15 protein-coding genes are annotated in these 14,112 nt (G+C 60.2%); 12 read left to right on the top strand and 3 right to left on the bottom strand.

Going from position 1 to position 14,112, the window contains the following annotated elements; all coding sequences use genetic code 11:
- Positions 1–3 precede the first annotated feature (3 nt).
- Positions 4–1,245 (bottom strand): murein hydrolase activator EnvC, encoded by a 1,242-nt coding sequence (locus AUK77_RS04720; protein ID WP_296126731.1) that lies wholly within the window; start codon positions 1,243–1,245, stop codon positions 4–6.
- 197 nt (positions 1,246–1,442) lie between these two features.
- On the bottom strand, positions 1,443–2,978 hold the full coding sequence (gene gpmI / locus AUK77_RS04725) for a 2,3-bisphosphoglycerate-independent phosphoglycerate mutase (protein WP_296126733.1): 1,536 nt from the start codon (positions 2,976–2,978) through the stop codon (positions 1,443–1,445).
- Between the two features lie 145 nt (positions 2,979–3,123).
- Here gpmI and AUK77_RS04730 point away from each other — a divergent pair, with 145 nt between their 5' ends.
- From AUK77_RS04730 to secB, 3 genes are read left to right on the top strand one after another with little or no spacing between them, the layout of a single operon-like run.
- Entirely contained in the window at positions 3,124–3,537 is a 414-nt protein-coding gene (locus AUK77_RS04730; RefSeq protein ID WP_296126734.1) for a rhodanese-like domain-containing protein, read from the top strand.
- A gap of 1 nt (position 3,538) precedes the next feature.
- On the top strand, positions 3,539–3,793 hold the full coding sequence (gene grxC / locus AUK77_RS04735) for a glutaredoxin 3 (RefSeq protein WP_296126736.1): 255 nt from the start codon (positions 3,539–3,541) through the stop codon (positions 3,791–3,793).
- A gap of 41 nt (positions 3,794–3,834) precedes the next feature.
- Positions 3,835–4,326: a protein-export chaperone SecB gene (secB, locus tag AUK77_RS04740; protein WP_296126738.1), complete on the top strand. Its 492-nt coding sequence runs from the start codon at positions 3,835–3,837 to the stop codon at positions 4,324–4,326.
- A 110-nt stretch (positions 4,327–4,436) separates the two neighbouring features.
- On the opposite strand, the gene trmL is transcribed toward secB, so the two are convergent.
- Complete coding sequence (gene trmL / locus AUK77_RS04745) at positions 4,437–4,901, bottom strand: tRNA (uridine(34)/cytosine(34)/5-carboxymethylaminomethyluridine(34)-2'-O)-methyltransferase TrmL (protein ID WP_296126739.1); 465 nt, start codon at positions 4,899–4,901, stop codon at positions 4,437–4,439.
- Between trmL and AUK77_RS04750 the strand changes: the two genes are divergently transcribed.
- From AUK77_RS04750 to AUK77_RS04790, 9 genes are all read left to right on the top strand, one after another.
- Positions 4,900–5,331, top strand: a complete 432-nt coding sequence (locus AUK77_RS04750) for a hypothetical protein (protein ID WP_296126742.1) — start codon at positions 4,900–4,902, stop codon at positions 5,329–5,331. The two genes, trmL and AUK77_RS04750, sit on opposite strands and share 2 nt — an antisense overlap.
- A gap of 566 nt (positions 5,332–5,897) precedes the next feature.
- Positions 5,898–6,773 (top strand): MSHA biogenesis protein MshI, encoded by an 876-nt coding sequence (locus AUK77_RS04755; protein ID WP_296126745.1) that lies wholly within the window; start codon positions 5,898–5,900, stop codon positions 6,771–6,773.
- Complete coding sequence (locus AUK77_RS04760) at positions 6,773–7,381, top strand: PilN domain-containing protein (protein ID WP_296126746.1); 609 nt, start codon at positions 6,773–6,775, stop codon at positions 7,379–7,381. The genes AUK77_RS04755 and AUK77_RS04760 overlap by 1 nt, the downstream gene beginning before the upstream one ends.
- Positions 7,374–8,054: a type II secretion system protein GspM gene (locus AUK77_RS04765; RefSeq protein WP_296126748.1), complete on the top strand. Its 681-nt coding sequence runs from the start codon at positions 7,374–7,376 to the stop codon at positions 8,052–8,054. The genes AUK77_RS04760 and AUK77_RS04765 overlap by 8 nt, the downstream gene beginning before the upstream one ends.
- Positions 8,047–8,370, top strand: a complete 324-nt coding sequence (locus AUK77_RS04770; protein ID WP_296126750.1) for a Type II secretory pathway component — start codon at positions 8,047–8,049, stop codon at positions 8,368–8,370. The genes AUK77_RS04765 and AUK77_RS04770 overlap by 8 nt, the downstream gene beginning before the upstream one ends.
- A gap of 5 nt (positions 8,371–8,375) precedes the next feature.
- On the top strand, positions 8,376–9,968 hold the full coding sequence (locus AUK77_RS04775) for a pilus (MSHA type) biogenesis protein MshL (protein WP_296126752.1): 1,593 nt from the start codon (positions 8,376–8,378) through the stop codon (positions 9,966–9,968).
- Positions 9,969–9,972: 4 nt separating this feature from the next.
- Entirely contained in the window at positions 9,973–10,902 is a 930-nt protein-coding gene (locus AUK77_RS04780) for an AAA family ATPase (RefSeq protein ID WP_296126754.1), read from the top strand.
- Entirely contained in the window at positions 10,899–12,260 is a 1,362-nt protein-coding gene (locus AUK77_RS04785) for a tetratricopeptide repeat protein (RefSeq protein WP_296126756.1), read from the top strand. The genes AUK77_RS04780 and AUK77_RS04785 overlap by 4 nt, the downstream gene beginning before the upstream one ends.
- Entirely contained in the window at positions 12,260–13,984 is a 1,725-nt protein-coding gene (locus AUK77_RS04790) for a GspE/PulE family protein (protein WP_296126759.1), read from the top strand. Before AUK77_RS04785 ends, AUK77_RS04790 begins: the two co-directional genes overlap by 1 nt.
- Positions 13,985–14,112: the final 128 nt, after the last annotated feature.

Here is a 14,112-nt window from a genome sequence, read left to right on the forward strand (position 1 = left end):
CAGCTAACCCTGCGCGCGGCACCACTGTGCAGGGTCGATTGCTCGGCCCTGCTGGCGAATTGCGAAATACAAAGCAGTATCTTCCTGGCCACCGCTGTTGCCGACGGTGGCAATGGCTTCGCCAGGTTTGACCACGTCGCCGGCATCTTTGAGCAGGCTCTGGTTATGCCCATAGAGGCTCAGATAGCCATTGCCATGATCGAGAATGACCAGAAGCCCTGCGCCGCGCAACCAGTCGGCAAACACCACGCGCCCGCCATGGATGGCGTGTACTTGACTACCAGCAGCGGCATCAATCAGCACACCATCCCAGGTGGTGCGCGCATCGCCGCCGCGCGGAGTGCCATAGCGGGCGATCAGGCGACCGTTGACTGGCCAGGGCAGCTTGCCTCGGGCCTGAGCAAAAGGGCCGCCAACGCTTGCGCCAGCGCTGACCAATGGCCCACTGGCCGTCGTTTGAGGGCTGCTACGTTGTGCTTCGCGCTCGGCCAGTAAGGCTTGCTGGCGCGCCGCTTCTGCTTCGCGGGCCTGGCGGGCGAGGGTTTGTTCGATGGTTTTAAGCACGTTTGCCAGTTCGGCACGTTCCTGTTCCCGTGCTTTGAGCTTCTGGTCGCGAGCGGAAAATTCTTTATTGAGCTTGGCCAAGGCCACCTGGCGCTCTTTGCGCACGCCTGCCAGCTGTTCGCGGCGGCCATCAAGGGCGCTTTTCTGTTCCAGCAACTGGCTTTGCTGGTTGGTAATCGCGATCTCAACATTGGCCAGTTGGCGCAGGGTTTCGTTGAACGCGTCGAGTTGTTCCATGCGCGCTTCGCTGAGGTAATCGTAGTAGGTCAGGGTGCGCGAGAATTTTTCCGGATTTTGCTGGTTGAGCAGCAGTTTGATGTATTCCTGGCGACCGCTTTGGTAGGCGGCGCGGGCCTGGATGCCGATCAGGCGCTGCTGTTCAAGTCGGGCGCCTTCCAGTTTTTTTTTCTCATCGTTGAGGCGAAGGATTTCCTCCTCACTTTTTTTTAGGTCGTTCTGCAGGCCTTTAACCTGGTTTTCCAGCTGACCCATTTCGCTTTCGGTTTTTTTCAGGTCTTTCTGCACGCCGGATTTTTCCCGCTGCAGTTTTTCCATCAACTGTTTGAGCTCAGCGATATCGGCGCGAGCAGCGTCCAGTTGCTTTTGTGCAGCCGCTTTTTCGTCGGCGAAGGTCGGCGTTAACACGAGGGCGAGGAAGAGAAGGGCGAAGGCACGAAACATGGGGCTGACGCTACCTGAAGGAGGAACGCGGCTAGTATGCCTAAAAATTGGCCATGTAGCCGTTACATGTTGCAGGTATTGGGCTGTGTTCAGCTTATTCGCTGACGCCGGTTGCTGATGCGGGCAGCCGGTTCGGCGTTGCGGGTTGATGCCGATCAACCCGCCTGCCGGGTGTGTAACCGGCAGGCGGGGTTGCATCAGTGCAGCTCGACGATGCTGGTGCCGGTCATTTCTGCCGGCACAGGCAGGCCCATCAGGGTCAGCAGGGTGGGTGCCACATCGGCCAGTACGCCGCCTGCACGGACGGTTGCGGCACGTTTGCCGACATAGATAAAAGGCACTGGCTCGCAGGTGTGCGCGGTGTGCGCTTGCCCGGTGCTTTCATCGGCCATCTGCTCAACGTTGCCGTGGTCGGCGGTAATCAGGGCTTCACCGCCCACTTTGTCCAGCGCGGCGACGATACGACCCACGCAGCTGTCCAGGCATTCAACGGCGGCCACGGCCGCAGAAAAGACGCCGGTATGACCGACCATATCGCCGTTGGCGTAGTTGACGATAATCACGTCATAGCGCTGATTTTCGATCGCATCGACGATCTTGTCGGTGACTTCAGGCGCGCTCATCTGTGGTTGCAGGTCGTACGTGGCGACGTTTGGCGACGGGATCAGGATGCGTTCTTCGCCGGCAAAGGGCTCTTCACGGCCGCCGGAGAAGAAGAAGGTGACGTGGGCATATTTCTCGGTCTCGGCGATGCGCAGTTGGGTTTTGCCATTATTGGCTAGGTATTCGCCCAGTACGTTAGTCAGCGCCTCGGGTTTATAAGCGCTGGGTGTCGGGATGCTGGCGGCGTATTGGGTAAGCATGACGAAACCGGCCAGTTGCGGTACGCGCGCACGCTCGAATGCGTTGAAGCCTGGCTCGACGAAGGCGCGCGTCAGTTCGCGGGCGCGGTCGGCGCGAAAGTTCATAAAGATCACCGCGTCGCCATCTTCCATGCGCACGGGTGTGCCAATGGTGGTGGCTTTGACGAATTCATCGCTTTCGCCGCGCGCATAGGCTGCATTCAGGCCGTCCACGGCAGTCGCAGCGTTGAACTGAGCGCTGCCGTCAACCAGCAAGCCATAGGCCTGCTCGACGCGATCCCAGCGGTTGTCGCGGTCCATGGCGAAGTAGCGCCCGGTCAGGCTGGCAATACGACCCTTGCCGAGTTTGGCGAAGGTGGCGTCCAGCAACTCGATGGATGGCTGGGCACTTTTCGGTGGCGTGTCACGGCCGTCGAGGAAGGCGTGCAGGTAGATCTGCTCTGCGCCGCGTTGGGCCGCCAGTTCAGCCATGGCCGCAATGTGCTCTTGATGGCTGTGCACGCCGCCGTCCGAGAGCAGGCCAAGAATGTGCACGGCTTTACCAGCACTCACTGCTTTGTCCACCGCATCGGTGATAGCAGGGTTGTGGAAAAACTCGCCGTCGCGGATGGCTTTGGTCACGCGGGTGAAGTCCTGATACACCACGCGGCCCGCGCCGAGGTTCATGTGGCCCACTTCAGAGTTGCCCATTTGCCCGTCTGGCAGTCCGACGTCCATGCCAGAGCCGGAAATCAGCCCATGCGGCTGCGTGGCGCGCAGGTGGTCATAAACGGGCGTGTTGGCCGCCATGATGGCATTGGACTCGGGGCAGTCACTGTGGCCGAAGCCATCAAGGATGATCAGTACCAGGGGTTTGGGCGTGGCGCTCATAAAGCAGGCTCGCTGTCGGTCGAGGGGCGGAAACAAGGCTGCACATGTTACGGCCAAGTGCGTTAAAGGTCACTGCCGTGCGGGGTTTGGCCGACCTGTGTGGCTGTGTATACTGGCCCCCATTTTACCGCCCCGGAACCGCACAATGCTTGCCAACCTGATTGAATTTGCTACTACCCACTATGTACTGAGTGGAATGTTTGTCACCTTGCTGGCGTTGCTGATTTTTACTGAGGCGCGCAAAGGTGGCGCCAGCCTGAGCAGCCGCGAGCTGACAGCACTGGTGAACAGCGAGCAAGGCGTGGTGTTGGATATTCGCGCGCAGAAAGATTTCTCTGCTGGCCATATCGTCGGTGCCCTGCACATTCCGCTGGAAAAAATCACTGCGCGCATGAGTGAGCTGGAAAAATACAAAGCCAAGACCGTGATTGTGGTTGACGCGATGGGCCAGCATTCCGGTTCGGTATGTCGTGATCTGAAAAAGGCCGGCTTTAACGCCGCCAAACTGGCTGGCGGTGTGGCCAGCTGGCGTGGCGATAACCTGCCGTTGGTGAAGTGATATGCGCCCCGTCGTTATTTACTCCAGCGATTGGTGCCCTTACTGCATTCGTGCCAAACAGTTGCTCACCAGCAAAGGCGTTACGTTCAACGAGATTCGCGTTGACGGTCAGCCGGATGTGCGTGCTGAGATGACCCGTAAAGCCGGGCGTACTTCGGTGCCACAAATCTGGATTGGCGACACCCACGTTGGCGGTTGTGATGACCTGCACGCGCTGGAGCGCAGCGGCAAACTCGATACGCTGCTTCAGGCTTAACCCTAATCCCTGTTTAAGAACCTCAAGAAAAAGGCTTTGCCATGACTGAACAAGCTAACAACGGCGCCGCTCAGGGCGAACAGAACCCACAGTTTTCCTTGCAGCGTATTTACGTCCGTGACCTGTCCTTTGAAGCGCCCAAGAGCCCGGAAATCTTCCGTCAGGAGTGGGCGCCGAGCGTTGCCATGGACCTCAATACCCGTCAAAAAGCCCTTGATGGCGACTTCTTTGAAGTGGTGCTGACCCTTTCCGTGACCGTGAAAACCGGCGAAGAAACTGCCTTTATTGCTGAAGTGCAGCAGGCCGGTATCTTCCTGATCAAAGGGCTTGATCCAGCGTCCATGAGCCACACCCTGGGCGCGTTCTGCCCGAACATCCTCTTCCCGTATGCCCGTGAAACCCTCGACAGCCTGGTTGTTCGTGGCTCGTTCCCGGCGCTGATGCTGGCTCCGGTGAATTTTGATGCCCTGTACGCGCAAGAACTGCAACGCATGCAGCAGGCTCAGGCCGGCGAAGTGGCGACCGCTCACTAAGCGGCGGCTGGCAAGCGAGCGGTTTAAGCTTCACCGCTTATAAAAAAACGCCCTTCGGGGCGTTTTTTTATGGCCTGCCATCCTTGGCTGTCGTTATGTTGATTGTCACGTTACGTAGCGTCGGCAAAGCCCTGTTGGCGCCAGGCCTCGTAGACCGCTACGGCAACGGTGTTGGACAGGTTCAGGCTGCGGCAACCTTCACGCATCGGCAGGCGCAGACGCTGTTCGGGTGGCAGGCTGTCACGTACTTCCTGAGGCAGACCGCGGCTTTCCGGCCCGAACAAAAAGGCATCGCCAGGCTGATAGCTGACCTCGTGAAACGCCTGCGAGCCTTTGGTGGTGAAGGCAAACACGCGTGGCTCACCAAGGCTTGCCAGGCAACTGGCCAAATCCGGGTGGCGTTTGAGTGTGGCGTATTCGTGGTAATCCAAACCGGCACGGCGTAAACGCTTGTCATCCAGCTCGAAGCCCAGCGGCTCGATCAAATGCAGCTGGCAGCCGCTGTTGGCGCAGAGCCTGATAATGTTGCCGGTATTAGGTGGGATTTCTGGTTGAAAAAGGATGACATGAAACATGCGCGGCTCCGAGCGTGAAGGCGAGCAGTATTCTACAGGCACGCGCCCGCGGCCGTGGGCTCGGGTGATTGCTTCATTGGGTATCTTTGGGTTTTTGATCGGTTTGATGATCGGTCGTGCACTACAGCCCGACCCACTGTGGCTTGAGCGTGTCGACGTGGTCGATCAGTCCTTGCACCTGTGGTTCAACGTCGAACCCAGCGTGCTTGAAGAACATGCCACCGGCGTGGTGAACCTGCGGTTTCAGAGTTTCGGGCGCCAATTTAAAGGTCAGGTTAGCGTCAATGGTCGCCAGGCCAACTGGCGCTTTGAGCGTGAACGAAGGGATTTGGTTTTGCGGGTAGTGGCGGCTCGTCCCCTGCGCAGCGTGTGGCACGCTGAGCAGGTGGACGGCGATTGGCGGCTGGTGGTCAGCCTGAGCGAGCAATAAAAGAGGGGAATCCCCGGTCTGCCTGTACCAAGGTCCCCAAAACTGGGATTGCTTGAGTCTATGCAGACTGTGTGCCAGTTTTATTACGCAGGTTCTAAGCCTTGTAAACACTGCCTTTCGGGCGACTTATCGTTCACCTTGGCTGCGCCATAAACCGATTGCGGTGAACCGTAGCTGTGCATGGGTGCACGGATGGTGCATTGCGTTGGCGCATTTTGCGGTTGCGGATGTTAAGGCGCTGCAACGCCTGCGCTAGCGCGGTGGGCTTGTGTCTTGCGGTTTGTGTTATACAGTTTGCTTGTGACGCATGGCCTTTTGATGTCGTTTATTTATAAGGGTTTTTGCTGTTTGGGCGCTGTTGTTATTTGCTAAGGCGGTTGGGGCATCAGCGTGCGAGTCCAGTGATCACTTGAACAGTGTGATGCAGTGGCTTGATCAGGCTCAAAATAGAGCCGAAGCAGCTATTCTCACGTGCACGTCGTGTTGCATAGTTTGGGCTGCAGTGGATGGGGGTTGTGCAGTTGAAGTGGTTCACGAGAAAAACAACAAAAACTGCCAAGGGACTTTTGGGTATCGAAACCAGCCCCGAAGGTATTGCCCTGGCCCACGTGCTGCGCGAGCCTGGCCAGCAACCGCGCCTGCTCGAATGTCAGTTTCACAAAGCTGATGTCTCCGCGCAGCCGGCGCTGCTTAAGCGATTGATTCATGAATTGGGTTTTGTCGGGATGCCCGTCAACCTGCTGCTGCATCCCATCTCCTATCAAATGCTGCTGCTCGATAGCCCCGATGTACCGGCCAGCGAGTTGCGCGATGCCATGCGCTGGCGTGTTAAAGAGCTGATCAGCGAGCCCATCGACAACGTCGTCGTCGACGCCTTCAACCTTCCCGAAGACGCTTACCGCGGCCGTTCACGCATGGCCTATTGCGCCGTGCTGCAGAAGGAGCGGATGAAGGCATGGCACACGATGTGCCGTCACGCCGAACTGAAGCTGACGAGCATTGATGTCACCGAGATGGCCTTTCGCAACTTGGGGCTGCTGGCCGGCAGCGAGGGCATGAGCCTGGCGCTGCTGCGTTTACGCTCGACCGAAGGGGTCATCACCGTACAGCATGGTGCAGACCTCTATATGGCACGGCGTATTGAGCAGGGGCTGGACCAGGCCGATCAGACATTTTCTGCTGTGACGCTGGAGATTCAACGCTCGCTTGATTACTACGAAAGCCAGTTGGGCAAGGGCTATATCAACCGCATGCTGATGTTGCCGATGAAGCGCAGTGGCGCTGTTGCCCTGGAGGCGTTGACCAACGGTTTGGCGGTCAAGTTGCAAGCGCTGGATTTACGCGAGCTCTTTCCTGGGCAGCCTTGCGCTGAATTATCCGAGCAGGAGCAAGCCTATTGCATCGGGGCTGTGGGTGCAGCGCTGCGGCAGGAGGTCGGTTGATGCAAAACCTTAACCTCTTCCAGATCGTCCGCAAGCGCCGCACCGGCCCACGACCGGCGCAGATGTGGCTGGGCTTAGGCATCGTCTTGCTGCTGTGCGGGGTGCATGCCGGCTGGCAGTTGTGGCAATTGCAACAGAGCACGCAGCGCTTGCAGACCATGCTGGCGCAAGCCGAACGCCAAGAAGTTCAGCTGGAGGCGGTGCGTAGCCAATTTGTTGAGCCGCAGTTGGATACCCGTTTGCCGGAAGAGTTGTCCGCCCGTGAACGCGATAACCGCGAATTACAGCGCCTGATTGCCCACCTGCAATTGCTTAGCAGCCAACGCAACGCAGGCTTTGTTGCACCGCTGACAGCCCTGACGGCGCAGCACCCGCCAAGCGGCTTGTGGCTGAGCGTCATTAGCCTGCGCGAAGGCGGGCGGCACATCCGTCTGCAAGGGCGTAGCCAGGATCAAGAATTGTTGCCGCAGTATTTGCAGCGCCTGGGGCAAAGCCCGGTGTTTAGCGGCCGCGACTTCGCCCGTTTTGACGTACAGCGCGGCGACGATCAGTTGCTGCACTTCGACCTGTCCTCACAGCAGAAAGATCAGGAGGACGCCGATGAATAAGTGGCTGCAGCGCTGGTTGGGTTTGGCGGAGCGCGAGCGTTGGCTGGCTTACGGGGTCGGCTTGAGCCTGCTCGGCATGGTGTATGTGCTGCTGATTGGCGATCCGCTCAGCGCGCGTTTGAGTCAGCAGCAAAGCAGCTGGCAAGAGGCGCAGGCGCGTGAGCTGGCAGCGGCCACCGCGCTGCAAGACTTGCAGCAGCGCCTGGCGGCCGATCCGAATCTTCAGTACCGCAGTGCATTGTTGACCGCATCTGCCAGCCGCGAAGCGCTGATCCAGCAGATCGACCAATACACGGCCGAGTTGGTTACCCCGCAGAAAATGCAAACGGTGTTGCAAGAACTGCTGCGCAAGCAGCCGCAGTTAAGCGTGCTGGCCATGAGCAGTTTCAGTGAGCCGGTGCAGCTCGTTGCCGCTGAACCGCTGCCCGCGCCATCTGCGGCTGCACAAGCGCCTACGCCGCCGGCCGTGACCCTTTACCGCCACGGTTTGGAATTGCAGTTGGAGGGCGGTTATTTCGACTTGCTCAATTACCTGCAAGCCGTTCAGGCCAGCGGTTGGCAGTTGAACTGGGATAGCCTGGATTATCAGGTCGGTGAGGCCGGGCCGGCCAAGGCCAGTATCCGGCTAAAACTCTATACCTTAAGTCGGCATGCGGGGTGGGTAGGTGTTTAGAGCCCTGTTGTTAAGCCTGCTACTCAGCAGCGCCGCGCTGGCTGAGACGGTGGGCCTCGATCCAACATTGCCACCGAGCGCATTGCTGCCGACCGCCCCGGTTGATGCCACTGACAGCCATCCATTGGTGCTACAAGCCATCATGCGCAGCGCCAACGGCAGCCGTGCGGTAATTGGCGGACAAAGCCTGCGGGTGGGCGAGCGCTATGCCGATGCCCGGGTGCTGGCCATTCATGCGCACTCCGTATTGATCGAACGTCAGGGGCAGCGCGTGCTGCTGCGCTTGGCCGAACCTGTTATGCAACCGAGCCGATGATGCCCATGAACAGAATTTTGCCCACTGCCTGCCTGTTGAGCCTGACCTGCCTGCTTGCAGCCTGCCAGACGTTCAAGGATGGCGATGCGCAACTGTATGAGCAAAGCAACAAGTTGCTCGATGAAAGTCTCAAACAGGCCGAAGCCGCGCCCAAGGTCATGCCGCCACTGGCGGTGCAAGCGGCGCTGATCCCACCGCTGGATGGCGGTTTCAGCAGCGGCCCGCGCTTTGACGTAGCCGCCAAAGATATGCCCGCGCGTGAGTTCTTTCTCAGCTTGATGGATGGCGCGGGGCAGAACCTGGTGGTGCACCCGGACGTGAGTGGCACCATCACCTTCAGCCTGCGCCGCGTGACCCTCGACGAAGTCCTGGCGGCGGTGCGCGACAGCTATGGCTATGACTTCCGCCGTACCAGTTACGGTTATCAGATCCTGCCTAATCAGGTGATCACCCGCAGTTACGATATCAATTACCTCAACCTGCAACGTATGGGGCAAACCGACACGCGCGTGAGTTCGGGGCAGGTGGAAAGCACCAGTAATAACAGCGGCGGCAACACCAGCAATAACACTGGCGGTGGTAACAGCAACACCGTCACCACCCTCAATGCCAGCCAGGTGAGCACTTCCAGCAATGTCGATTTTTGGAATGAAGTGCGCCAGGTTGTCGAGATGATTGTGGCGGGCGAAAACAGCAGCGTCATGATCAACCCGCAGGCCAGCCTGCTCGTGGTGCGCGCCCACAGCGCGGCGCAGGAGAACGTTGCGCGGTTTCTTGAGCAGGCCCAGCTCAATCTCCAGCGTCAGGTGATTCTGGAAACCAAGATTCTTGAAGTGCAGCTTTCCGATGGTTTTCAGGCCGGCATCAGTTGGGACCAGATCGGTGGCGATGTCAGCAGCAGCCTGGGGGGCGCGGCATTAAGTGGCCCGCGGGGCGTGGACGGCGTATTTGGTATGGCTCTTAGTTTGGGCGACTTCACCGGTTTGATTGAGTTGCTGGAAACTCAAGGTGAGGTGCGTGTGCTGTCCAGCCCGCGCATTTCTACGCTGAATAACCAAAAGGCGGTGATCAAGGTTGGCACGGACGAGTTTTTTGTCACCAACGTGTCGTCCACCGGCTCGACGGCTACTGCTGGCGGTGTCACCGAGCCGACGCAAGACATCACCCTGACGCCGTTCTTCTCCGGTATTTCCCTGGACGTGACCCCGCAGATCGACCAGAACGACACGGTGACGCTGCACGTACGGCCAACCGTCAGCCGGGTTCGCGACCAGAACAAGACCATCACCCTGGGCGAAGACAACGTCTTCAACCTGCCGCTGGCCCTCTCCACCACACGTCAATCCGACTCCATCGTGCGGGCGCGCAGCGGCCAGGTGGTGGTGATCGGCGGTCTGTTGCAGAGCAACAACGAAAACACCGATGCCAGTATTCCTTGGGCCAGCACATTGCCGATTGTCGGCAACCTGTTCAAACAACAGCGCAAGGCTTTGCAGCAAAGCGAATTGGTGATCCTGATGCGTCCGCAAGTGGTCAGCGAGGACGTCTGGCTCAATGAGCTGCGCAAAAGTGCGCAGACTTACAAAGAGCTGAGATAGGCCGATGTATGAAGCCTTCTTTGGTCTGCACGAAAAACCCTTCGCGCTGACCCCCAACACCGGCTTTCTGGTGCAACTGGCGCCCTATCAGGCATGCCTGAATTTGCTGCGCGTGGCGCTGGGTGAGGGCGAAGGTTTTATCAAGGTGACGGGCGAAGTGGGCACCGGTAAGACCCTGCTATGCCGCACCCTGCTCAATGAGTTGGAGGCAGAGCGTTTTCAGCTCGCCTACCTGCCCAACCCGGGCATGTGCCCATTGGGCTTGCGCCAAGCCTTGGCGCGTGAGTTGGGTATTGTCGAGATCGACGGCCTCGACGCGCAGGCGCTGCTGGACCTGTTGCACCGGCGCTTGATCGAACTGGCCTCCGCTGGAAAAAGCACGGTGCTGCTGATCGATGAGGCGCAGGCCTTGCCCACCGATACCCTCGAAGCGCTGCGCTTGCTGACCAACCTGGAAACTGAAACGACCAAGCTGATTCAGGTGGTGTTGTTCGGTCAGCCCGAGCTGGAGGCCACCCTGGCCCGCCCGGAGTTTCGCCAGTTGCGCCAGCGCATCACCTTTTCCTATCAACTGCGCGCACTGGATGAACGAGACGCCAGCCGCTACCTCAACGAGCGCCTGGCTGTGGCCGGTTACCGGGGCGATCCATTGTTTGAGGGCGCCGCCGTGCGTCGGCTGGTGCAAGGCAGTGGTGGCATTCCACGCTTGCTCAATATCCTCGCGCACAAAGCGCTGATGGTGGCTTACGGCGAAGGCGTGCGTCAGGTTAGCGTCAACCATGTACAGCGAGCGGTGGTCGATACCGACGGCGCGCAGCCTTTTCTGCAGCGCCGCTCGCCTTGGCTGAGGTGGGGTGTGGCTGCCGGCGCGGTGTCGGTTGCCGTGCTGAGCGCCTGGCCTTGGCTTGAGCAGTGGCGGGAGTGGTTGCCATGAGCTTGGTCAACGACATGCTGCGCGATTTAGAAAGTCGTCGCGCTGCGCCTAACGAACGGCTGCAACTTGATGGCCTGTATGCCGTGGACGAGCGCGCCGCCGCACGCCGTGATCGTAGCGCTCGCCTGCGCCGCATTGGCATCGCGGTGCTGGTGCTTATTCTGCTGTTAGTGGTGGGTAGCTTGCTCTACGGGCGTGTGGTCGGCGAAGCGCCGGAGACCACTGTTATCCCCACAGTGATCGAACCCTCCGCAGCGCTGCAGTCAGTGCAGGTTCTGGACATACTGCCGCAGCATGACGCCCGAGGCCTGGTGCTGCAGGTGTTGCTGGATCGCAGTACGACCTATCAGCGGGTTGAAGAAAACGGTTCGGTAAGCCTGCGCCTCAGTGGTGCGCAGTGGCAGGGCGATGTGCAAAGTGGCCGCGTGCAGCGTGACGGTCGCAGCCTGTCCTGGCGCGTCGAGAACGCCGGCTCGGATGTGCAGATTCTAGTGGTGGGTCTGGGTGACAGCCTTGACGTGCGTGATCGCCTTGAGCCTGCCGGTGAACGCTGGATGCTTTGGCTTGAGGTGCCGTTAAACCCCATTGCACAGGCCGCTGAACCCGCGCTGGTGTTGGGTCACCTGCCCACGGCGCAAGCGGATATGCCCGCTGCCGAGCCGGCGTTGCCTGCCTGGGTCAGCGCCCCGGTTCCTGCGCCCACTGCCGAACCCCGCGTGCCTGAAATACGCGCCGAGGCCCCGATTTCCGCACCCGTTGCGCCCGCCCGTAAGGCTGAGGTGAAGATTGCCGCGCATCAGCCGGATGCCATAGCGCTGGCGCGGCAGGCCCTGCAGGACGGTGACAGTGCACGCGCCATCAACTTGCTTGAACCGTTGCAGCACAGCTCAAGCAACCCGGAGGCAAAACGCTGGCTGGCGCGCGCCTATCTGGCGGCCGGTGACCAGCAGCGCTTGCTCGACTGGCTGCCCGCCCAACTGGCGCAGCAGCCGCACGACAGTGAACTGCGCCTGCTGCTCGCGCGTGCGCAATTGCACGCTGGAGAAACCCGCAGCGCCGTCGCCACGTTGGAGCAAAATCCGCCACGTTTAGAGCAGGACCCTACTTACTTTGCCTTGCTCGCTGCCAGCTACCAGCAAACCGAGCAGTGGCAGAACAGCGCCGAGCTGTACCAACGCATGATTGCCTTACGACCGAGCCAGTCGACCTGGCAGCTGGGTTTGGCGATTGCTCTGGAGCAGCTTGATCAACCGGCCGAAGCAGGCCGCCATTATCGTCTGGCCCTGCAAGGGTCAGGTCTGGACGACAGCGCCCGCCGCTTCGCCAGTGAACGCGCCACGGCGCTGGGAGGCCGTTGATGAGTCAGGAAGATCTTCGCCAGCGTAAGGTGCGCCTGGGCGACCTGCTGATTCAGGCCGGTTTGCTGAGCGATGCACAGCTGCAACTGGCCCTGCAGGAGCAAAAACGCACCGGTGCCAAACTGGGCCGTACGGTGGTCGATCTCGGCTTCGTCGCCGAGGTCAAGCTGCTCACCGCGCTGTCCGAGCAGTTGAAGATTCCGTTTATCGACCTCCGGCATTTCCGCTTTGATCAAGAACTGGTGCAACGGCTGCAAGAAGCCATGGCCCGGCGCTTCCGCGCGCTGGTGCTGTCACGCGAAGGCGATGGCTTGCTGGTGGGCATGTCTGACCCGCTGGACTTGTTTGCCCTCGATGAGATGGAGCGCATCTTCAAGACCCGCGTGCACCCGGCCGTGGTGCGCGAGGCCGAGCTGCTGGCCACCCTCGACACCGTGTACCGACGCACCAGCGAGATTGCCTCGATTGCCGGCGAGCTGGAAGGCGAGCTGAAGGACAGTGACTTCGACCTGTCCAAACTGGGTGCCGACAACAACACCGAAGCACCGGTGGTGCGCCTGCTGCAGACGCTGTTCGAGGATGCGGTGCAGATGAAGGCATCGGACATTCACATCGAGCCGGACGAGGGCGTGGTGCGCATCCGCCAGCGTATCGACGGCGTGCTCAACGAGCAGGTGATGAAAGAGGCGCGCGTGGCCTCGGCGCTGGTGATGCGCCTGAAGATCATGTCCGGGCTGGATATCTCGGAAAAACGCCTGCCACAGGACGGTCGCTTCAACATCCGCGTCAAGGGCCGCGCCATCGACGTGCGGGTCTCGACCATGCCGGTGCAATACGGCGAATCGGTGGTGATGCGCTTACTCGACCAGACGGCCGGGGTCTCCAACCTAGACGCCAGCGGCATGCCGCCCGACATGCTGGTGCGCTTTCGCCGCCTGCTGCAACGGCCGTTCGGCATGGTGCTGGTCACCGGCCCCACCGGCTCGGGTAAAACCACCACCCTGTATGCCGGGCTGTCCGAGCTGAACAGCCCGGAGAAAAAGATCATCACCGTGGAAGACCCGGTGGAATACCGCTTGCCGCGCATCAACCAAGTGCAGGTCAACGCCAAGATCGATCTGAGCTTTGCCCGCGTGCTGCGCGCCGCCCTGCGTCAGGACCCGGATATCGTGCTGATCGGTGAGATGCGCGATCAGGAAACCGCTGAAATCGGCCTGCGTGCGGCGCTGACCGGTCACCTGGTGCTGTCCACGCTGCACACCAACGATGCGCTTACTTCGGCCATGCGCCTGATCGACATGGGCGCCGAACCCTTTCTCGTGGCCACCTCGCTGAATGCGGTGCTGGCCCAGCGTCTGGTGCGCCGCGTGTGCGAGAACTGCATGGAAGACCACAGCCCTGAGCCGCGCCAACTGGCCTGGCTGGAAGTGCTCTACAAAGCTTCGCTGCAAGGCCGCAGCTTTAAGCGCGGCACGGGTTGCCACCAATGCCACAACACCGGCTATGCCGGCCGAATCGGCGTGTATGAACTGCTGGAAATGGACGAGGCCATGATCGCCGCCCTCCGTCGCAGCGACCCGCAAGGCTTTGCCGAGGCGGCGCAAATCAGCGCCGGTTATCGCCCCTTGGCCGCCTGTGCGCTGGACTACGCCCTAGCGGGTGTGACCAGCGTCGATGAGGTCTTGAAAGTCTGCGCCACCCTCACCGATGAGGCGCTGGGCTAATGCGGGCGGTTCTCGCCTTGGCGCGGCAGCCTAGCAGCCTGTCGGACTTTTCCCCTCGCCGGTAGAATTGCGCATCGCTCCTGGAACCTGACTGTATGAGCCGCTTTCGACCGATAAACCGCGAAATC

This window comes from Pseudomonas sp. Ga0074129, from assembly GCA_001465025.1.
Classification (GTDB): Bacteria; Pseudomonadota; Gammaproteobacteria; order Pseudomonadales; family Pseudomonadaceae; genus Aquipseudomonas.